Source organism: Flavobacterium xanthum (assembly GCF_900142695.1).
Lineage (GTDB): Bacteria > Bacteroidota > Bacteroidia > Flavobacteriales > Flavobacteriaceae > Flavobacterium > Flavobacterium xanthum.
Window position 1 is genome coordinate 1 of record NZ_FRBU01000049.1, and the last position, 22,860, is coordinate 22,860.

A 22,860-nucleotide genomic window follows, 5' to 3' on the forward strand; every position below is an offset into this window, starting at 1 on the left:
CTCTTCTTGTTCTTGACATAATTCTGCTAATTTAAGGTTTTTAATCCTATCTTAAATTCACACAAAAAGTTGTACGTTTTTTGGGGAGCAGCATAATCTGCAATTTCTTGCATTCTAGCTCCATCCATTCTTTTTGTTGAAATATTTCTTTGGCGGCATTTAATATTTCTATTTCCGTATTTTCTAATTTTTATTTGGTCATCTTATTTAATTAAATGGTTTAACCATTTGGTTAACAAGTATTAGAAATTATATTACTTTACTGATTGATTTTCTGTAACTATTTATTGATTAGTGTGATAATGAGGTGTAAAGCAACTTTTCTAGTAGGTTTATTTTACTTCTCTTATTAAGTATAAAGGGATAGGACATGGATTTTTAGAGAAGGGTTCCATTTTTTACGTACATGAAAATCTAATTCATTCCAAGATTGTGTTACTGCTCTAACAAAAAATTATTGACATTCGTTAACCTTAGCTTAAACTCTTTTTGACCTCAAGCAACTTAAAATAGGTTTCATTTGTTGCAACTACAAAATAATGAAAACAACACTTTTAAAATTATCGGATCTGGAGCTGCAAAAACGGTTAGAAATCCAAGACCAAGTGGCTTTTGAAATACTGTTCGATCGGTATTGGAAAAGATTGTATTCCTACGCTTTTAAAATTTATAAAGAAGAGGCTATTTGCGAAGATATTGTTCAAGAGATTTTTATTAGTCTTTGGGAAAAATCGAAAAGTACATCTATTACGAATTTAGAAGGCTATTTGCTTAGAGCTGTAAAAAACAAAGTTGCGAACCACATACGGGATTTGAAGTTTGATAACAGGCATCTTGAAATACTCGAAAACATTCCAAATCCTTCTAGATCAGATAAACATTTAGTTTATAAAGAATTTGAAGCTAATGTATTTCGAGAAATAAAAAAACTTCCTCCCAGAAGTCAGGAAGTAATAATTTTAAGTCGATTAGAGAATTACACCAATATTGAAATTGCCTTGAGGCTAAATATATCCGTACGCACTGTAGAAAAACATATTAGCGATGGCTTAAGGTTGCTTAAAAAATCTATCGATCCATACCAATTCTCGGTATTTATTACAGGAATGTTGCTGCAATGTTAACCCAAATAAACCCAAGTTAACAAATCTTTAAGACTCGATTTTCTACTACGTAAAATGAGCTTTAAATGGGACTTATAGTAAAAGATCCATTTTGCAAAAAGAAGACTTCATATCATTAGCTCAAAAATACGCTCAAAATAAATGTTCTTTATCCGAAAAAGAAGCAGTAGAAATCTTTTTTCAAAAACGGATAGAAGAGGAAGAAAATACTACTATCCTCTTTACAGAAGAAAAAAGGAAGGTAATACTCGATCGTATTAATGCTAAAATAAGTAAACCAAAAGGAGTACTTCGCGCTTTATATTTTAAAACAGCTACAATCGCAGCAATTGGAATTGCCCTAATTGGAATGGTATTCTTATTCAATCCAGGGCAAAATCATCGAACAATAATTCAAAGTACTGCTAAAGGGGAACAAAAAACACTCCTTTTGCCTGACGGTAGCCAAATACTATTAAATGCAAATAGTAGCCTAAGTTATTCCTCGGACTTTAAAACCAATAGAAATATAATCCTTAGTGGGGAAGCTTATTTTAAAGTAGTAAAAAATCCTAATCGTCCTTTTATTGTCAAATCAGAACAGTTTGAAACTAAAGTAGTAGGAACGTCTTTTACGATTAAAGCCTATAAAAATCAGTCTAACCAAATAAAGGTTCTCACCGGAATAGTAGAAGTGAATTCGACAGAAAATACCCATTGGAAATTTATTCTTACCAAAAATCAGCAACTTAAATTCTCAAAATCAATGCTTCCCGTGCAGTCATTTGCTACAAATGAAGATTTTTTGGCTTGGACCAAAAATACTTTAATCTTCACAAATTCAACCTTAGGTGAAGCCGCAGAAACTTTAGAAAATAAATTTAATGTTTCTATAATTTTTGATTCTCATGATTTGCGAGAACTTCGAATCACTGGAAAATTCAAAAAAGAAAATTTAAATAATATTTTGCAAAGTATCGCAGTAGTAAAACAACTTGAAATAGAATTTATAACCCAAAACCAAATTTATATAAGAGAAAAAAACAAGAACGACATTCAAAACTAAAAATAATACCAAATAAGAGGGTTACTCTTTGAATATACGAAAAATATTAAAAAAATATTGCAATGAATTTTAAAAACCAATTTCTGATTCCCTTGAAATTAACAAAATACATTTATCTGTTAAGTTGCCTCTTTTTATTTTCAGGCGTTAATGCAGCCTCATTTATTTCTGGTGAAGAGGTAGAAAATTTATCTCTTGATGTAAGAGAAGTTAAAATCACAGAAGTTTTTGACATGATAGAAAAGAAAACGAAGTGTACTTTCCTTTTTGACGAAAAAATTTCATCTTCAACACAGCGTTTAACTTTAGTGGTAAACAAAGAAACTTTGGACGTAATTTTAAACAAGATAACCCGTAAAACAGGTTTTAAATTTCATAAAATTAATAATATAATTTCAGTAACTAAGCCTGCTCTCACTCAGCAAGTAATTAATGGGAAAGTGAGTGATGTTAATGGTTTGTCATTACCTGGAGCGACAGTTCTTGAAAAAGGAACAACGAATAGTACAACTACAGATTTTGATGGGAATTTTAATCTTATCATCTCTAATCCTCTAGCTGTTTTATCAGTTTCATACATTGGTTATGACACCAAGGAAATTTCACTAAAAAATGGTAATTTTCAACAAATTACATTAATTGAAAATTTAAATATTCTTAGTGAAGTAGTCGTTACGGCTTTAGGAATTAAAAGACAGGAAAAACAATTGGGTTTTTCACAGCAAACAATTAGCGGTGATAACCTAGCTCAGACCGCTCCTAACAATTGGTCTTCGGGATTAAAAGGAAAAGTAGCCGGTTTAAATTTTGTTTCATCCGGTTCTGGCCCTTTAAACTCCCAACAAATAACATTGAGAGGAAGTAATTCCCTAAATCCAAATGGTAATAATGCTTTAATTGTAGTGGATGGTGTCCCTATGAATAGTAAAATAACCAGTTCAGGTTCTAGTAGTGCTTACATGGGTAATGATTCTCCCGTAGATTTTGGTAACGGTATTTCAGACCTGAATATGGATGATATCGAAAGTGTAACGGTGTTAAAAGGCCCCGGAGCAACAGCACTTTACGGAAGTCGTGCCGCAAATGGAGCATTAATCATTACTACAAAATCTGGTAAAACAAGTAAAGGGCTTGGTATTACCTACAACTCAGGAGTCACTTTTGATGTTATTCAACGTTGGCCGGATTATCAATATGAATATGGACAAGGCACTGGCAAATCATTTGATAAAAATAAAAAACCTTATTATTCCTACGGTAGTTCAGTAGATGGAAGTAATACGGGTTCTACTAGTAGCGCTTGGGGTCCCAAATTTGAAGGTCAATATTATTTTCAATATGATCCAAAAACAGAAATGCAAGGGACTGAAAGGACACTTTGGCAACCCTATAAAAATAATATTAAAGATTTCTGGCGTACTGGAATTACTATAAACAATAATATTACGCTTCAGGGTGGTGATAAAAATGGATCCATGCGAATGTCAGTTGGTCATTCTAAAAATGAATGGATTATGCCTAATACTGGATTTGAAAGAATTACAGCTTCAGTAAATGCAGACTATAAAATTTCTGATAGAATCAAAATTGCTTCGGTAATTAATTACAACAACAGATCGAGTGATAATTTACCAAGTACTGGATATAACAACGGATCTATTGCTTACTTTACAATTTTTCAAAACCCAAATGCTGATCTTAATTGGTACAAACCTATTTGGGAAAAAGGAAAAACCCAGATTCAGCAACTTCAGCCTTTTAGTAGTTATATTGATAATCCTTATCTTATTGCTAATGAAGCTACTAATTCATTAGCGAGCAATCAAATAGTAGGAAATTTGAATGCTACTATCCAGTTGACTCCTAATTTAGATCTTTTACTTAGAACCGCTTTAAATACCTATCATCAGGATCGGGAACAAAAAAGACCGTACAGTATCAATCGCTATGTAAAAGGGTTTTTTAGAGCCCAAGATGTGTTCATGCAGGAAGTAAATTCTGATTTTTTATTGAACTATAAAAACAAGCTGTCGGATCATTTTTCTCTTTCGGTTTCAGCTGGGGGAAATGCAATGAGTTATAAATACCAGAGGATGGATGCTGAAGTTGAAGGATTAGTGGTTCCCAATGTTTATAAATTGTCAAATGGTGTCAGTAATCCAATTGTAAGTGTAAATGACAGTTATAAAAAAGTAAACAGTCTGTATGGAATTCTTTCCTTATCTTTTAAAGATCAGGTTTTTTTGGATCTCACAGGAAGAAATGATTGGTCCAGTACTTTACCAGTACAAAACAATTCTTTCTTTTACCCTTCGCTGAATACTAGTTTCATTATTTCTGATATTTTCCATTTTCCAAAATCTTTTGAGTATTTAAAATACCGATTATCCCTAGCTCAGGTTGGCAATGACACGGATCCTTACAGAACCAGTAAATATTACGATCAATCTGCCTTTGCGAGTTCAGCAGTAGCTCCATCTACCTTATTTAATGCCACCTTTAAACCGGAAATAACGACTAGTTTTGAAACGGGCTTTGAAGGTCGATTATTCAAAAACCGTATTAATTTTGACGCAACTGTTTATCAGTCTACAACTAAAAATCAGATTATCGCGGTGCCCTTAGACATAACCACTGGATACAGTTCAGGGATTATGAATTCCGGCGAAGTGCGAAACCGTGGGATGGAATTAACTCTTACGGGTAAAATTATAGATCTTACTAAATTTAAATGGTCTTCAACTTTAACTTGGTCTAAAAACTGGAATCGCGTCATGGAACTTGCCGAGGGAATTCAGGGTCAACAAACCATAGGATCAGCAGGATCAGCTTCTTTAATTGCTAAAGTGGGTGGAACAACTACAGCACTTTACGGGTATGGTTTTGTAAGATCTCCAGATGGACAAATCGTATATGATAATGCAGGTTTGCCAGCTTATCCAGATGAAATTCAATATATAGGTGATGCAAATGCCAATTGGAAAGCAGGATTATACAACAGCTTTAAATTTGGAAATTTAAGCTTAAATGTTATGCTTGACGGTCAACTCGGAGGAATAGTTTATTCGCAAACCCATCATAAACTAACCGAAATGGGAAAAATAATGTCAACAATGAAAGGCCGTGATGAAGGTGTAATTATAGGCGAAGGTGTTGTTTTAAATCCAGACAATACATATTCTCCTAATACGAAAGAAGCGCTAACACCAGACTGGTATAGTCGTTATTATCGCAGAGCGAACGTCGAATCTAATTCTTTTGATGCCTCTTTCGTGAAATTGAGAGAAGTAAGTCTACAATACAAATTCTCTTCATACTGGTTGAAAAACAGTGGTATTACAAGTTTAGATTTTGCCATTTTTGGAAGAGACTTGGCTGTTGTTTCTGATTTCCCTGTTTTTGATCCTGAAACCGCAGCCTTAAATGGAGATACTCTTTTACCAGGTATCGAAATAGGGCAAATGCCTTCTCCAGCCAGTTATGGTTTTAATTTAAAAGTGAATTTCTAAACTCCTATTTAATGATGAAAAAGATAAAAATTTTTACTGCAATTTTAGCAATGATACTGCTAAATATGGGCTGTACAGGCGATTTTAGTGAACTCAATGAGGATCCAAATCGGATTGCTGAAATAAGTCCAGGAACTTTAATTAATCCTATAATTTATGGTTTGGCCACACACAATGCCAACCGAAGTGCAAGTGTGACTTTTAATTTAATGCAAGTTTCACTGCCGTTTCCAAGTGTTTCTGGTGGCTTACATCGCTATGATTTAAGTCAAGAAATTGGTGCTTCGTCTTGGAATAATTATTACAAATGGCTCAATAACATTAAAGAAATGAAAATAGCCGCCATTCGAGCAGAAGATCCTAATTATGAAGCGATTGCCTTGACTTTAAATGCTTGGGTTTATGCCAATTTAACAGATATTTTTGGACCAGTACCCATGACCGAGGCGGTAAGCGGGGAAGAAGGCAATCTCTATCCTGCATTTGATTCTCAGGAGCAGATATACAAAACTATTTTAGCAGATTTAGAGAGAGCCAATACGCTTTATAAAACTAGTTCTCCAATGGTTTATGCCAGTGATATTCTCTTTCAAAATGATGTTAAAAAATGGAGAAAATTCACTAATTCGCTTCAGATGCGCTTGTTGTTGCGAATATCCAATCGTTCAGAAACCAATGCTTTTCAAAAATTAGCAACCATGATTCAAAATCCAATACTGTATCCTGTTTTTGAAAATACCGCTGAATCTGCAATTTTGAAAGTTACAGGAGTTACCCCTAATGTTTCACCTTGGGGAAGACCTCAGGATTTTAGCTTAAATGTCAAAATAGCCTCTTTTTTTATTGACAACTTAAATACTATGTCAGATCCTAGAAGGCCAATTATTGCTGGTGTTGCAACAGATATGAATACTGTTTCGATAGGATATAAAGGAATTCCCAGCGCTTATGTTGGCGCCGAATCTCAATTTGCTTACAATGCTTCGACGTTTAATTCAGCTCAAATCACCAATCCAATGAATATTTTCTTGTTGACTTATGCAGAGGTAGAATTTATAAAAGCCGAAACTGCTCAAAGAGGATTCACAACGGAGGCTGAATTACATTATAAAAAAGGAGTTCAAGCTGCAATGGAACAATTAGGAGTTACCATTACAACAACTTATTTTGATAGTCAACTGGCAACTTATGATGGTACTTTGGAAAGAATAATGCTTCAAAAATATTACGCACTATATTTTATTGATTACCAACAATGGTTTGAATACCGAAGAACCGGGTTTCCGATACTTCCAAAAACTACTGCGATGGAAAATAATGCAATAATGCCATCCCGTTTTTTCTATCCAACCAGCATTCAAATTAACAACCAACAAAATTATCTTAAAGCTGTCGAAATCTTAGGTACAGATGATGTTAACACTAAAGTTTGGTGGGATAAATAAATCTTAATTAAAATAAAAAATCATGAAAAAAGTATTTTTACCCTTTTGTGCCCTTCTTTTCTCCATTCCTTTTATGGCACAAACTAATGTTGAGGGCTTTGTTTTTGAGGACCACAATAAGAATAATAAAATGGATCGCAATGAAAAAGGAATTTCTAATGTGGCCGTAACTAATGGCCTTGACGTTGTCCTCACGAATAAAGATGGCAAATACAATCTACCTATTAACGATGATGCCATTATAGCTGTAATAAAACCAGCGAATTATAAAGTGGGTGTTGATGAAAATAATCTTCCACAGTTTTTTTACAATCACAAGCCTAATGGTTCTCCAAAATTAAAATATAAAGGGGTCGATCCAACAGGAAAACTGCCAAAATCAGTTAATTTCGGATTAATTCCGCAACAAGAAAATGATGCATTTACAGCCTTAATTTTTGGTGATCCACAACCATATACTCAAGCGGAAGTCGATTTTTTTGCGAAAGGTATTGTAACCGAAGTTGCAGGTATAAAAAATGTTCCGTTCGGCTTAAGTTTAGGTGACTTAGTTGGAAATGACCTTGCTCTATTTAATCCATATATAAAAGCGGTAAAAGCAGCAGGAATTCCGTGGTATAATTTACTGGGGAATCATGATCTTAATTTTGATGCCACATCAAATGAAATGGCCGATGAGACTTATGAAGCACATTTTGGCCCAGCCAACTATACCTTCAATTACGGAAAAGTACATTTTATCATATTAGATAATGTGCTTTATCCTGACCCAAGAAATCAAAAAGGATATTGGGGCGGTTTCACAGCAAACCAACTACAATTTATTGAAAACGATTTGAAACTTGTTCCAAAAGATCATTTAATAGTCTTAGCTTTTCACATTCCTTTAAGCGAAACCGAAGGTGATTCGTTCAGAGATGCTGACCGGGATCAGTTATTTAGACTTTTAAAAGATTTTCCAAATACACTTTCTTTGTCGGCCCATACCCATATTCAACGTCAGGATTACTTTGGCAAAAAGGAAGGCTGGCTACAGGAAAAACCACATCATCATTATAATGTAGGAACGACCTCTGGAGATTGGTATTCAGGGAAACTCAATCAGCAAGGCGTTCCGGTTTCAACCATGCGTGATGGAACACCTAAAGGATATGCTTTTATTAATTTTAAAGGAAATCAATACAACATCGATTATAAAGTAGCGGGCAAACCCAAAACCTATCAAATGGAAGTTTTTGCTCCAAAAGTTATTGAAAAAGGACGTTCTACTAAATCTGGTATTTATGTGAATTTCTTTATGGGAAGTAAAAATGACAGCTTACACTATCGTATCGACCAAGGCCAATGGATCGCCTTGGAGTATGTTGAAGAAATTGATCCTGCTTATGCAATTGACGTTTATGAATGGGATCTTATCGAAGAATTAATTCCAGGAAGGCGCTCGTCAAACCCTATCGAAAGTAAACATCTTTGGAGAGGGAAAATCCAAACTAATCTAGAAATTGGAGAACATCAAGTTGAAATAAAAGCAATAGATCAATTTGGAAAAATACATAGTGGAGGAACTTCTTACCGCTTAGAAAATAAAAAATAAAACTGTAATCAGTTTTTATTGGCTTGGCTTACCGATGATTTTAATCTAGGTAAGCCTTTTTTTATACAAATCAGTTTCAGAACTGTCGTCCTGCTATCAATTAATTATGATTTTGTCATTCTTTTATTATTTAACGCAATGTCGCACTCTATTTTTGAAGCTCGTTCATAACTCCTGACGATTCCTTTTTATTCCCAACATATAAATTCCTAATTTGCGGCTTCAAATTAGTAGTATATAATGAAGGTCTGTATTGCCGAAAAACCAAGTGTAGCACGCGAAATCGCATCCGTATTAGGAGCTAATACCAAACATGACGGGTATTACGAAGGCAACGGCTATGTTGTGACGTATACTTTTGGTCATTTATGCACCTTAAAAGAACCAAATGATTATAAACCGCATTGGAAAAGTTGGGATTTGAATAATTTACCTATGCTTCCCGAAAAATTTGAAACTAAAGTAGTGGAGAATTCCGGTATTCAAAAGCAATTTAAAATTATAAAAAGTTTATTTGACAAAGCAGAGTTGGTCATCAACTGTGGGGATGCAGGTCAAGAAGGAGAATTGATACAGCGATGGGTGATGAATGAAGCCAATTATAAAGGCGAAGTGAAACGCTTATGGATTTCTTCATTAACTACCGAAGCAATCAGGGAGGGTTTTGAAAACTTAAAGCCATCATCCAACTATGATAATTTGTACTATGCGGGATTTTCTAGAGCCATTGGCGACTGGTTATTGGGTATGAATGCGACCCGTTTGTACACCGTAAAACATGGCGGGTACAAGCAGGTATTGTCTATTGGAAGGGTACAAACCCCTACATTAGCTATGGTAGTGGATCGTTTTAAGGAAATTGAAAATTTTAAACCGCAACCGTATTGGGAGCTGCAGACTTTATATAGAGAGACGCTTTTTAGTTATGAAGAAGGACGTTTTTTAAAAAAGGAAGACGGAGAGATTTTAGCCAATAAAGTCAAGGAAAGCGATTTTGAAATTGTCTCTATCGAAAAAAAGAAAGGAAATGAATTTGCTCCAAAACTTTTTGATTTAACGGGTTTACAAGTGTATTGCAATACTAAGTTTGGGTTTACTGCAGATGAAACGTTGAAAATTGCTCAAACTTTGTACGAGCAAAAAGTTGTCACGTACCCCAGAGTCGATACTACTTTTTTACCCAATGATGTGTACCCAAAAGTAGCTGGTATTCTTCAAAAGCTAACCAATTATTCTGCGTTAACGGAACCGCTATTAGGAAAAAAGATTATAAAATCTACTAAAGTTTTTAACGATAAAAAAGTAACGGATCACCATGCGATTATTCCAACGGGGATTCAAACTAATTTACAATACAATCAGCAACAGGTTTATGATATTATTACTAAACGGTTCATTGCCGTTTTTTATGATGATTGTTTGGTAGCCAATACCACCGTAATAGGAAAAGCAGCCGATGTAGCTTTTAAAACTACAGGAAAAGAAATCTTAAAAAAAGGATGGCGTGTTGTTTTTGAAGATCCGAATGCAAAAGAAAAAGAAGCCGATCTTTTGCCAAGTTTTGTTGAAGGCGAAAAGGGACCGCACCAGCCGTCGTTTTTAGAAAAGGAAACCAAACCACCCAATCAGTTTACAGAAGCAACCTTGCTACGTGCCATGGAAACGGCAGGAAAACAAGTAGATGATGAAGATTTACGCGAATTGATGAAAGAAAATGGAATAGGACGACCATCAACACGCGCTAATATTATTGAGACGCTTTTTAAACGCCAATATATTGTTAGAAATAAAAAACAGGTATTGCCAACGCCAACAGGGATTAGACTGATTGATACCATTCAAAATGATTTAGTAAAATCAGCTGAGTTGACGGGTTCTTGGGAAAAGCAATTGAAAGATATTGAGAAAGGTACGTATAGCGCTGCTGGATTTATCAACAACATGAAACGTATGGTAGAAGCTTTAGTCTATGAAGTACGAAGTGAAACCACGCGTGCCAATATTTCGCATGCCAGTAGTGTCCAAAAAGAAGTCGTTAAAATAGAGCAAAAGAAATTAGCGGGAATTTTAGCAGCAACTTGTCCAAAATGTAAAATTGCAACGCTCATCAAAGGAAAATCGGCCTATGGATGTGGCGATTACAAAGCGGGTTGTACGTTTTTATTGCCGTATAGTTTTGCAGAGAAAAAAATATCCGAGAATCAATATTTGCGATTACTACAAAAAGGATCTACTGTAAATTTGAAAGACTTTAAAACGAATGCCGGCGTTGTAGAGGGTTTGCTACGTTTTGACGAAAATTTCCAACTCAAATTAGAACCTAAGAAAGCTTTGGCGAAAGCCATACCAGACGAATTAACCTGTCCAAAATGCCAAAGTGGAACGGTTATTAAAGGAAAAACGGCTTATGGATGTAGCCACTATAAATCGGGCTGTGATTTCAAAGTGACTTTTGATGTGGTTAGAGAAAAATTGAAAAATAAAAAACCTACTAAAGAACTAGTTTATACTATTTTAAACGAAAGTGTTTAATACCAATTAAGGATTTGTAATACTTGTTTTGTGTTTTAATAGTACTGTTTTTTCCTTAATTTCTGGTTTTTATTAAGTTGCAATTTCCAATTTAAATTTTCCAAATCAAAATTCTTTAAGTGCCTAATTTCTTGCTGTTGATGAGGTTTTCTTCCTGCTAAGATGAGAACTAAAAGCACTAAAGAATAGCTTTACCAAATAAAATAAAATCTAAAATAACTACCGAAGTTGCTTTATTATGGAGTTGTTTTAGAGATTATACTTCCTTTACATCATTGCCCATTTTATACCTCGGTAAATTAATTTCATGCGCGCTAGGATAAGGCGCTCTACTGGTGCTACTCACATCTTCTTTCATACGTTGTTGGGTTAAGAACTGATGATCTTTAGCATCCGAATATCTCGGGTCAGGTACAAAGGGCATCTTGGCCATTTTGAGAATGGTTAGAGTAGGGAAGTGGTAATCGACTTCGACCGTGCCCAAGAGCAAGTAACATCCGCCACCTTGAAAGGGATACTGCAGTAAATTATCCGGAAAGTGGGTCGTATCAAAATAAGTGCCTTCAAAATCGACCCAAGTACCAAAATACATCGTGCCTCTAATCGTGGGAACTTGTTTTCTCGAAATCAGATAGGCCAACATTCGAACTTGCTTTTTGTGATGTTGCAGTAAATGTTGCGCCATAACATCACCTCTAAACGTGCTTTGCAACAAATCGAAAGGCGTAAACGAAATCGGAAAGCCCAACAATTCGATTTCATCAAAAGCATCTTCAAATCGGGAACGTTCTAATTGAGGCAATTGATATTCCTTTACCGATTCCTGCAACAACAACATTTGATGATCGGATGGAGCCGAATGAAACAGTAAACTCGCCAAGATCAACAGTTGATTTTTGGTTTTGCCCGTTTCCCTAAAAGCGCCTATAAAAATTAATAGTTTAAGACTTTCTAAACCAATTGTAACCCGATTGCAAAAATCCTCTAAAGAAAAATAGTCGCCATTACGTTCTCGTTCTTTCACGATTGCTTCCGCTAGTTTTACGGGCAATCCTTGCAAATGCATAAATCCTAAATAAACAGCTTCACCATATAAAGTAGTCGTAAATTCACTTTTATTCACACACGGATTGTGTATGCTTGCACCCGCCATTCTCGCTTCATGCACATAGACTTCGGTCCTATAAAAACCACCTTGGTTGTTGATGACCGCCACCATAAACTCAATGGGATAATACACTTTTAGATACAAACTCTGGTAACTTTCTACCGCGTACGAGGCCGAATGTGCTTTACAAAACGAATAGCCTGCAAAGGATTCGATCTGTCGGTAAATTTCTTGACTGAGTGTTTCGGTATGTCCTTGTTTAGCGCAACTCGCAAAAAAATCATCTTTCACTTTCTGTAATGCAGCCAAGGAACGCCCTTTGCCACTCATCGCTCTGCGCAAAATATCACCATCAGCAGCGGGTAGTCCTCCAAAATGCAATGCAATTTTAATCACATCTTCCTGATAAACCATAATGCCGTAGGTTTCGCCTAATTGTTCTTCGAAAACTTTATGGAAATACTCAAATTGATTGGGATGGTTGTGCCTGAAAATATATTCTTTCATCATTCCAGATTTCGCAACACCTGGCCGAATGATAGAGGAAGCGGCTACCAAAGTTTTATAGTTATCACATTTCAAACGACGCAACAAACCGCGCATAGCTGGACTTTCGATATAAAAACAGCCTATTGTATTGCCTTTAGCTAAATACGTATTGGCTTTGGCTTCATTTTTAGAAATACTCGTATCCCGAATATTAATCCGAATGCCTCTGTTTTTAGCGACCAGTTTTACCGTATCATCGATATGACCAATACCACGTTGACTCAGAATATCAAACTTCTCGAAACCAATAGACTCGGCTACGTGCATGTCGAAAAGCACGATGGGAAAACCTTTTGGGGGCATTTCTAAAGGCGTGTAATTCGTGATGGGTTCTTCGGAAATGATGATTCCACAAGAATGCATGCTGCGTTGGTTAGGGTATTTTTCTAATAACATACCGTATTCCTGCACTTCTATAACCACGCTATTGCTTTGTTGTAACCGCATCGGGTTTTTGGCTAAATGATCCAGTTCTTCTTTGGGTAAACCAAAAACTTTGCCTACTTCCCTGAAGATGGATCGGTACTTGAATTCGACATTGGTACCACAAAAAGCTACATTTTCATACCCATATCGGTTGAAAATATATTCTAAAATGACATCGCGTTCTTGCCAACTCCAGTCAATATCAAAGTCGGGCGGACTTTTGCGATTTTCATTCAGAAAACGCTCAAAATACAAATCGAGTTCTATCGGGCAGATATCCGTAATTCCCAAACAATACGCGATGATTGAGTTGGCTCCACTTCCTCTACCAATATGTAAAAAACCACGGCTATTGCTGTACCTGATAATGTCCCAAGTGATTAAAAAATAGCCGCTAAACTGCAACTCATCTATCACTTTCAATTCTTTTTGGACTCTAGCCAAAGCGGCTGCATGATCTTTTCCGTACCGCCAGTGCATCCCTTGATGGGCTAAAGTGGTCAACAACGCAATATCACTTTCCTGAGAAGTAGTGTAGTATTTTTTGTTTTTGGGCGATTCAAAATCAAATTGAAAATCGCAACTGTCTATAACGGCTTGCGTATTGGCTATAATTTGCGGATACTCTTTGTAGGCAGCAAGCAAACGCTCTTCTGAAACCATCACTTCATAAGGCGTAGCGATATCCGAATCGCCGAGTTTAGACAACAAAATATTGTTATCAATCGCGCGTAAAATTTTATGAAGTTGGTATTCTTTTTTGGTTCGAAAAGTAACCGGTTGCAGCATCACCATTTTATCAAGACTGCCTTTATATCCAAAAAGTTTCCCTACTTCTTCGGGGCGAATACCAATGTATTCGTTGGATTTTAATTCCGTTGGCGCATTGGCGAAAGCGTAAATAATCACAACCGATTCAAATTCGGGCGCTACTTTTGGCAAAGGAATTTCCTTAAAATTATGATGGGTCAAAAACCGATTCATGGCCGCGAGTCCGCTAGTATTTTTGGCTAGACCGATATACCGAAAGTCATTTCCCGAACGAAAATCGATGCCTACCAAAGGTTTAATGGCTACATTTTTGCACGCCGTTATAAAATCGTAAATCCCCGTCACCGTATTAATATCCGTGAGTGCCATAGCCGTAACCCCAGAGCGAACTGCTTTATCAATCAGGTCGTCCAGTGGAATCGTGCCGTAACGCAACGAATGATAGGAATGGCAATTTAAATACATAGTAGTGCTAAATTTTAATAATTAATTTTTATTGATAATTTTTCGCCAAGTTGACTACTTTTCTCCCGAATCATCGGAAATAAAAGTGTATCGATAACAAGAAAAATTTATTAAAATGGTTCTCGATACATTTTTTGTTCCGTTTTACTTCACAAAAAACACTCGAACTGACGAATTTTTTTAATCACACCCAACGATTTGAATATTAAACAAATAGGTCAGTTCGAGCGGAGTCGAGAACTTCTCACTTCTTACGAATCAATCCTCACTTCACCCGTTTCAAAATAACATCCTTCCTATTAGGCTTCATAGCGGCACCAGCACAACGCATTACCGCATCAAAACCATAGCGGCTTTTCATTTTATCCATAGCGGCATAAAGCGAGAGCATTTCTTGCGTATCTTCAAAAAGATCTATCTGATAAGTACCCCGAACCAAACCGCTAAAACGAACACCCACCAAACGCAACCGCATTCGGCGTTGGTACAGCACATCAAAGAGGCTGAGTACTTTTTGCGTAAGCAAATGATCCGCTGAGGTGTAGGCAATCTTGCATTGCTTGGTTTCCGTATCAAAATTAGCATACCTGATTTTCACGACGACTGTTGAGGTCAACCACTCTTCGGAACGCAATTGAAACGCTAGTTTTTCAACCATACCGCACAAAATTGATTTGAGGTGCGCAATATCAATAGTGTCTTGTACAAAAGTGTGTTCGGTGGCAATCGACTTGCGTTCCGTGTACGGTTCTACTGGGTTATTATCGATACCATTGGCTTTTTTCCAAATCTCGACACCATTTTTACCAATCATGCGCTGCAAGACTTCGGCAGGCATTTCGGAGAGAGTTTGTATGGTTCGAATACCGATTCGGGATAAAGTTTGAAACGTCACATCGCCCACCATGGGGATTTTCTGAATCGATAACGGATTCAAAAAAGTACGCACTTGATCTTCGGGGATGTCCAAATGTCCTTTGGGTTTGCCTTCGCCCGTGCCAATTTTAGAAACGGTTTTGTTAATCGACAAAGCAAAACTGATGGGTAATCCGGTTTCTTTTACTACCCGATCGGCCAATTCATTCGTCCATTGGTAACAACCATAAAAACGATCCATGCCGGTGATATCCAGGTAAAATTCATCGATACTCGCCTTTTCCATGATAGGTGCTTTTTCCTGAATCACTTCGGTGACGGTGTGCGACAATTGCGAGTAGCGTTCCATATCGCCTTTGATTACTTTGGCTTGCGGACAAAGTTTAAGCGCCATCGAAGTGGGCATTGCCGAACGGACTCCAAAACGCCGCGCTTCATACGAACAGGAAGCCACAACACCCCGATCACCACCGCCAATAATCAACGGAATCCCTTCCAGTTTCGAGTTGTTCAAGCGTTCGCAGGAAACAAAAAAAGTATCCAAATCCATATGTACAATTGCACGTGCCATTTCATTTCTTTTTAGAGGACAAAATTAGCACAGATACTAACATTTTTTAGTATATTTGTTGTTCCAAATTATAACAAATTCAGTATGTCCTTATTTTCAGACAATATCAGAGCCTTGCGTGTAAAACACAAAATCTCACAGGAAAAAGTAGCCGAAAGCCTTATGATTACTAGGGGTCGCTATGTAAAGTACGAAGATGGAACTTCGGAAGCACCTTATGAAATTCTCAAGAAAATAGGGCAATATTACCAAATCAGTATTGATTTATTACTGTCTGTTGATGTTCGGAAAATTGAGGTCACTGATTTGTTAAAACTCGAAAATAACCGACTCATTTTACCCATTCAAGTAGATCAAATGGGCGAAAACCGCATTGAAGTAGTAACCCAAAAAGTGAAAGCAGGATACTTAAATGGCTATGCCGATCCCGAATATATCGAACAATTGCAACAAATATCCTTACCGTTTTTAGGCGTGGGCAAATACCGTGGCTTCCCTGTCGAAGGGGATTCGATGCCACCGCATCAAGATGGCGATATTATTGTGGGACGTTACGTAGAAGGTTTGGGTGAAGTTTTAGATGGGAAAACGTATATTTTCATTACCAGAAGTGAAGGAATGGTATACAAACGACTCAATAAAAACAACAAAAATGCCTTGGTACTAGCATCAGATAATTATTTCTATCCACCATACGAAGTCAAAGCGTCCCATATTCTTGAAATTTGGGAATACCAGTGCAGCATTGCCAGAAGCGACAAACGGACAGAAGCGCTGGAAAGTGATACGATCAAAAACATGTTTGTTGAATTAAAGAAAGATCTAGCTGAGGTAAAAAACAGCATTGGTTTAACGAATTAACAACTAAATATTTGAGATTGATAGTGTCACTTCGAGCGCAGTCGAGAAGCATTACTCAAGATAAAAGTTATATTTCAATCTCAATCAAAATACTGTCACTTCAAGCGCAGTCGAGAAGCATTACTCAAGATAAAAGTTATAATTCAATTTCAATTAAAATACTGTCACTTCGAGCGCAGTCGAGAAGCCTTCCTTATTATAAAAAATGAAAAAACAAGAATACGCAATAGTAGATATTGAAACCACAGGCGGCAATGCCACACACAGCCGCATTACTGAAATAGCGATTGTCATTCACGATGGCGAAAAAGTAATCGACCGATGGGAGACTTTAGTTAATCCTCAAAAACACATCCCCGACGCTATTTTTGCATTGACAGGTATTACCAATGAAATGGTACGTGAAGCTCCTGTTTTTGATTTAATTTCAGATCAAGTTTTTGAGCTTTTGTCCGATCGAGTATTTGTGGCTCACAACGTGAATTTTGACTATTCCTTTGTTCGTCATGAACTAGAAAGAGCCGGATTAAAGTGGACTGCAAAAAAATTATGTACCGTACGAGCAGCGCGAAAAATTAAGCCAGGATTACCATCGTACAGTTTGGGAAGACTTTGTAGCTCCTTAGACATCGATTTAGAGAACCGTCACCGTGCTGGAGGTGATGCTGATGCAACTGCCATTTTGTTCAGTCGATTATTAGAGTGGGATTCTGAAAAAGTAATGGATGTCATGATTAAAAAAACATCCCAAGAGCAGCAATTACCGCCCAATTTACCTCGAGAAGATTTTGATCAATTACCAGATAAACCAGGCGTGTATTATTTTTATGATGAACATAAAAAAGTGGTTTACATAGGCAAAGCGGTTAACTTAAAAAAGCGAGTAGCATCGCATTTTGGAGGACATAACATTACACCGCAACGACAACTTTTCTTGCGGGATATCTATTCTATTACGCACGAAGTTTGCGGTACCGAATTGATGGCATTATTACTCGAATGCAGTGAAATAAAACAATTATGGCCCGATCACAATAAAGCATTGAAACGTTTTGAACCAAAATTTGGATTGTTTGAGTACGAAGCAAGAAATGGATACCGCTACTTGGCAATAGGAAAACTGGCTAAAAATCAAAATTGTCTGGAAACTTTTGATACCATTTACGCAGGAATAAATTTACTTCAAGAATTAGCCAAACAATTTGAAATTGATCAAAGGTTTTGCAAATACGGTAGCATGTCCGATGGGGTTTTTACAACTCAAAATGATACGGCAGCCTTACCTGAAATAGAGGTACATAACGATACAATTCAAGCAGCAATTGATTTTTATTTGAATAGCAGACCCAGTTTTGCGATTATTGACAAAGGAAGAACAACGGATGAACGCAGTTGCATTTGGGTCGAAAACGGACATTTTTTTGGTATGGGTTATCTGGATTCAGACCTAGTAATTACTGATCCATCTCAAGTCAAAGAATACATGACGCCTTATAAAACGAACCAGTACATCATGCAACTCATCTTTTCTTTTGCGCAAAAACATCCTCGAACCGTTCATATTCAGAAAAGGGATGATAATTTTGTGGCGTTTGAGTAATCGTAAAAATTGGTAAACAACAACTTATAGCAATACTAAAAGATAATAACTTAATACTGCCAAAAAGAATTTCGTGGTTTTCCTTATCACTCTATGCTGCTCCCCGAAAAACGTACAATTTTTTGCTTTAAATTAAGATAGGATTAAAAACCTTAAATTAGCAGAATTATGTCAAGAACAAGAAGAGTATTTGGGAAGGATTTTAAAGCAAAAGTTGTTTTAGAAGTATTAAGAGAGACAGAAACATTGGAGGTTTTAGCTAAGAAATATGAGCTTTTACCCACCCAAATTTCAATCTGGAAAGCCGAGGCGATTAAGAATATATAGGCAGTTTTCAATCCAGAAAAAGCAGTAGCAAAAAAAGAAGAAATTGCAACTGAGAAGCTTTTTGCAAGAATTGGACAACTGACTTTAGAGAATGACTTTCTAAAAAAAAAATTGAGATAATGCCGTTGATTGAGAGAAAGAACATGGTAGATTTGGAAGAAAATTTAAGTCTATCTAAACAGTGTATATTGTTGAATATCAATCGGAATTCTTTTTATTTTTCACCAAAAGGTGAAGGTTCTGAAAACCTATCATTGATGTAATTGTTAAAAAAATAATATCATGTAACTTCTTTTTATGGCTATCGCAAGATGACTGTTTGGTTTGAACGCCATGGCTTTGAGGTTAATGAAAAGCGAGTTCGACGCTTAATGAAATTGGTAAACTGGCAGACGATTTACAGAGAACCACGCACGACAATTGCTGTGAAAGAATATAAAAAGTACCCGTATTTACTCAAAGGTTTAGAGATAACACAAAGGAATCAAGTTTGGGCTACCGACATTACATATATCCTTATGGATAAAGGTTTTATATATTTATGTGCAATAATTGATTTGCACTTGCGCTACGTTTTAAGCTGGGATATAAGTAACACTATGACAGCCGAATGGTGCACAGGAGTACTTCAAGAGGCAATAGATAAACATGGTAAACCAGAAATATTTAACACCGATCAAGGGAGTCAGTACACTAGTTTAGTGCATACTACATTATTGATAAACAATGATATAAAAATATCAATGGATGGAAAAGGACGTGCTATTGATAATATTTTTATCGAAAGACTGTGGCGCACAGTAAAATATGAAAATGTATATTTGCAGGCCTACGTTAGCACTTTAGAATTATATAATGGATTAAAAAAATATTTTATATTTTATAATAACGAGCGTTTTCATCAATCATTAGATTATAAAACGCCGAGCGAAATGTATCATAAAAAACAAGTGGCATAAAATCAGAATAACTTTTTTTGACCTTTTAAATGGGCCAAAAAGTTATCTCCGATTTGAGCCAAGTAACTGGAAAATTAAACTAAAAAACTATCTTAAGTTTTTGAAAAAGTTGCTTCGTGAATGGGTCGCAGTATACTCCAAGTTACCCTTAAATTTAGAAAAGCACTTTACTGAAAAATTAAGGACAAACAGGAATCTACTCCATATAGCAGTAATAAAAAAGTAAACAAAAAAGGGAATTTGTCACATTGGTGTTCGATAGTAATTTAAAATGTCCAATGTTTTCAATCAAACTCCCATAGTAATCAGTATGTTTTCTTTTAATTATTTGATAATGAATAAATTAATTATAAATCGAAATTTAGAATAGTACTCTTGTTTTATAGGGGGCAAAAAATTTTGTACAAAAGATGTGAATGTAAAAACTCTAAAACTGTTATTTTATGCACTTATGAATCTGAATTTAATAGGGATATTTATTAAGCTATAGAAGGTTTTGCTCGATATGGATATAGAAATTATGATAGATTATTCCAAGCATTTTATTTCATAGAACTTAAAGGAAAAAGCAATAGATAATAGATCCCTTAAATTACCGATATAGCAGTAAAATAGCTTTATTTCGCTCCTTTTTTAAGCCTATTAACTGTTATTCGTATAATAATTACCGCTATAGCAGTAAAAATTAGTAGTTTTATTTTAATTACTTGTAGTTTATAGGATATTTGTTTATTTTTACTGTTAAAGCGGTAAAAATGAATAATTTTAATTTAGGTCTCTTCATAAAAGAGCATCGTAAACAAGCAGGTTTGACGCAATTAGAATTGGCTAATCTGGCAGGAGTAGGGAAGACTACCGTTTTTGATATTGAAAAAAATAAAGAAACGGTTAGTTGGATCAATCTTTTATCAGTTCTACATGTATTAAATATTGACGTACAATTTAAAAGTCCAATCAATAAATAATTATGAAAAAAGCAATCATATTTGTTCACAATAAAAGAGCAGGAATATTGAGTGAGGATAGTACAGGTGGGTATGAATTTATCTATAATGACACCTATGAGGGAGAACCTGTATCATTGACAATGCCATTAAAAACTAAAACATATTCATTTGCCAAATTTCCCTCATTTTTTGAAGGATTATTGCCAGAAGGAATTATGCTGGAAGGGCTTTTAAAAATCGGTAAAATTGACAAAAATGATTATTTCACACAATTAATTGCAACGGGAAATGACTTGGTAGGAGCGGTAACAGTAAAGGAATGGAAAGATGAATAGATGTCCAATAACTTACGAACTATGTGGCACTGAAAAATATAGTGAAAAGGGACTTCGGATGATTGCTCCAAAACTTACTACATTACATGATTTACCATTTACTGCAGCTGAACAAAGACAAGAAGCAGCTAACCGTGCCAAGAAATTGTCTATTCAAGGAGTGCAACCCAAATTAAGTGCTATTATTTCAGTTGTGAATCAACAATTTGAAATTGTAGATCAGTTTGGTAATTATATTATAAAACCTCAAAATGACATTTTTCCTGAACTACCCGAAAATGAGGATGTAACCATGAAAATGGCAAAAGTATACGGGCTTGATGTGCCTCTTCATGGATTGGTTTATTCAAAAGATGGTAGCCTTTCTTATTTTATCAAACGATTTGACAGATACAGCAAAGGAAAAAAATATGCAACCGAAGATTTTGCACAATTAACAGGAAGCTCAAGAGATACGAAGTATGATTATACTATGGAAAAGTTAGTCAAAGTAATTGACAAATATTGTACTTTTCCCGCTATTGAGAAAGCAGATTTCTTCAAACGAGTTTTATTCTGTTTTATAACGGGTAATGAAGATATGCATTTAAAGAACTTTTCAGTAATTTCAAGAGCGGGAAAAACAACTTTGACCCCAGTTTATGACTTTTTAAATTCTTCTATTTCCATTAAAAATCCGCAGGAAGAATTAGCACTATCTCTAAAAGGTAAAAAAAGCAATTTCAAATCAGCGGAAATAATTGAGTATTACGCAAAAGAACACTTAGGACTTAATGATAAAACGGTTACCACTATTTTATCTGATATGAATAATAGCCTTCCTAAATGGATTGAACTTGTAGAAGTGTCTTTTCTGTCTGACACTATGAAAGAGAAGTATCTCAAGGTTTTGGATAATAGGATGAAGAGATTTTAAATAATTATTTTTTTTCTACGGTTTACCATAAAATGTAAGTTCAAGTTATAAGCGCAACAGATAAACTAAAACCTCACAATAAATTGATTAAGAGGTTTTTTGTGAAGTGAATGGGATTACAATCGCACAATTAATTCTCCGCTCTAGCGCAAGCGTCCCGCTCGTGATGCTCGCGCCAGCGTGGGGAACATAAAGAATAGTTAATTTGTCCAATAGCAGGTTATTTGCCGTTTTGTTTGCCAACAGTTCACTGCTAATATTTACAGTGTTTTTTAATCTAAAGTACTATTTCAATCTCATGCGAAAGAAATCGTTGATTTGATTACTTTTGGAATAAAAATAAAAAAATGAGTTTTAAACATATATTCAAAGCAAAATTGGACTGGTTTTTAGTTAAAAGTGAGCAGGGTCCAACTTCTAAAAAGTCTAGTAAAAGCCATAGCATTACTATAGCAGGGAAGCCTATTTTAAATGTTTCGGCTGCTAAAGCATTCAAAGGAGATTCAACTTTGTATAATCCTGAAGATTTATTATTGAGCAGTATCGTTTCCTGCCACATGATGTCCTATTTATATGTTTGTTCTCAAAACGGAATCGAAGTGCTGTCTTATACTGATGCGGCTGAGGCAACGCTTGAAGTTTTAGATAACGGTAGCGGACGCTTCATTGAAGTGCGCTTGTATCCAAAAGTGATCATAAAACAAAAAGAAAAAATAGCCGAAGCACTACGTTTACATAAAAAAGCAAACGAACTTTGTTTTATTGCTAACTCCTGTAGTTTTCCAATTCTTCATGAACCAAGTTGTATGCTGCGACCTATTCGCGATGCAACTTTTTTAGAAACTTAAGATAGTTTTTTAAGTTTTCATTTCTATTTTCTAGGCTAAAATCGGAAATAAC

General features: G+C 35.6%; 15 protein-coding genes and 1 pseudogene. 14 read left to right on the forward strand and 2 right to left on the reverse strand.

Annotation, left to right across the window (positions count from 1 at the left end; translation table 11 throughout):
* The first annotated feature begins 539 nt into the window (after window positions 1-539).
* The 6 genes from BUC11_RS14695 (at window position 540) to BUC11_RS14720 (ending at window position 11,249) form a co-directional block, all read left to right on the forward strand.
* A complete protein-coding gene (locus BUC11_RS14695; RefSeq protein WP_073355283.1) occupies window positions 540-1,124 on the forward strand; it encodes an RNA polymerase sigma factor in 585 nt (194 codons plus the stop codon).
* A gap of 91 nt (window positions 1,125-1,215) precedes the next feature.
* Complete coding sequence (locus BUC11_RS14700; protein ID WP_073355284.1) at window positions 1,216-2,169, forward strand: FecR family protein; 954 nt, start codon at window positions 1,216-1,218, stop codon at window positions 2,167-2,169.
* Window positions 2,170-2,231: 62 nt separating this feature from the next.
* Entirely contained in the window at window positions 2,232-5,678 is a 3,447-nt protein-coding gene (locus tag BUC11_RS14705) for a SusC/RagA family TonB-linked outer membrane protein (protein ID WP_073355286.1), read from the forward strand.
* A gap of 14 nt (window positions 5,679-5,692) precedes the next feature.
* A complete protein-coding gene (locus tag BUC11_RS14710; protein ID WP_073355302.1) occupies window positions 5,693-7,123 on the forward strand; it encodes a SusD/RagB family nutrient-binding outer membrane lipoprotein in 1,431 nt (476 codons plus the stop codon).
* 22 nt (window positions 7,124-7,145) lie between these two features.
* The gene (locus tag BUC11_RS14715) at window positions 7,146-8,717 is read left to right on the forward strand and encodes a calcineurin-like phosphoesterase C-terminal domain-containing protein (RefSeq protein ID WP_073355288.1); all 1,572 of its coding nucleotides are present in this window, start codon (window positions 7,146-7,148) and stop codon (window positions 8,715-8,717) included.
* A 240-nt stretch (window positions 8,718-8,957) separates the two neighbouring features.
* On the forward strand, window positions 8,958-11,249 hold the full coding sequence (locus tag BUC11_RS14720; RefSeq protein WP_073355289.1) for a DNA topoisomerase 3: 2,292 nt from the start codon (window positions 8,958-8,960) through the stop codon (window positions 11,247-11,249).
* A gap of 256 nt (window positions 11,250-11,505) precedes the next feature.
* Here the strand turns inward: BUC11_RS14720 and BUC11_RS14725 are convergent, their stop codons facing one another.
* A complete protein-coding gene (locus BUC11_RS14725; protein WP_073355290.1) occupies window positions 11,506-14,568 on the reverse strand; it encodes a DNA polymerase III subunit alpha in 3,063 nt (1,020 codons plus the stop codon).
* Window positions 14,569-14,833: 265 nt separating this feature from the next.
* Window positions 14,834-16,015, reverse strand: a complete 1,182-nt coding sequence (gene dinB / locus BUC11_RS14730; protein WP_073355292.1) for a DNA polymerase IV — start codon at window positions 16,013-16,015, stop codon at window positions 14,834-14,836.
* Window positions 16,016-16,099: 84 nt separating this feature from the next.
* Here dinB and BUC11_RS14735 point away from each other — a divergent pair, with 84 nt between their 5' ends.
* The 8 genes and pseudogenes from BUC11_RS14735 (at window position 16,100) to BUC11_RS14770 (ending at window position 22,808) form a co-directional block, all read left to right on the forward strand.
* Window positions 16,100-16,876 (forward strand): XRE family transcriptional regulator, encoded by a 777-nt coding sequence (locus BUC11_RS14735; RefSeq protein ID WP_073355293.1) that lies wholly within the window; start codon window positions 16,100-16,102, stop codon window positions 16,874-16,876.
* A 205-nt stretch (window positions 16,877-17,081) separates the two neighbouring features.
* Entirely contained in the window at window positions 17,082-18,476 is a 1,395-nt protein-coding gene (locus BUC11_RS14740) for an exonuclease domain-containing protein (protein ID WP_073355295.1), read from the forward strand.
* A 168-nt stretch (window positions 18,477-18,644) separates the two neighbouring features.
* Complete coding sequence (locus BUC11_RS17015; protein WP_175547764.1) at window positions 18,645-18,803, forward strand: hypothetical protein; 159 nt, start codon at window positions 18,645-18,647, stop codon at window positions 18,801-18,803.
* 302 nt (window positions 18,804-19,105) lie between these two features.
* A pseudogene (locus BUC11_RS14750) lies at window positions 19,106-19,762 on the forward strand (IS3 family transposase); the annotation flags it as partial.
* A gap of 755 nt (window positions 19,763-20,517) precedes the next feature.
* On the forward strand, window positions 20,518-20,727 hold the full coding sequence (locus BUC11_RS14755; RefSeq protein ID WP_073355303.1) for a helix-turn-helix domain-containing protein: 210 nt from the start codon (window positions 20,518-20,520) through the stop codon (window positions 20,725-20,727).
* Between the two features lie 2 nt (window positions 20,728-20,729).
* On the forward strand, window positions 20,730-21,044 hold the full coding sequence (locus BUC11_RS14760; RefSeq protein ID WP_073355296.1) for a HipA N-terminal domain-containing protein: 315 nt from the start codon (window positions 20,730-20,732) through the stop codon (window positions 21,042-21,044).
* 58 nt (window positions 21,045-21,102) lie between these two features.
* Window positions 21,103-21,960, forward strand: coding sequence for a HipA domain-containing protein (locus tag BUC11_RS14765; RefSeq protein WP_245793921.1), 858 nt, complete (start codon window positions 21,103-21,105; stop codon window positions 21,958-21,960).
* 347 nt (window positions 21,961-22,307) lie between these two features.
* The gene (locus BUC11_RS14770) at window positions 22,308-22,808 is read left to right on the forward strand and encodes an OsmC family protein (RefSeq protein ID WP_073355299.1); all 501 of its coding nucleotides are present in this window, start codon (window positions 22,308-22,310) and stop codon (window positions 22,806-22,808) included.
* The last annotated feature ends 52 nt before the right edge of the window (window positions 22,809-22,860 follow it).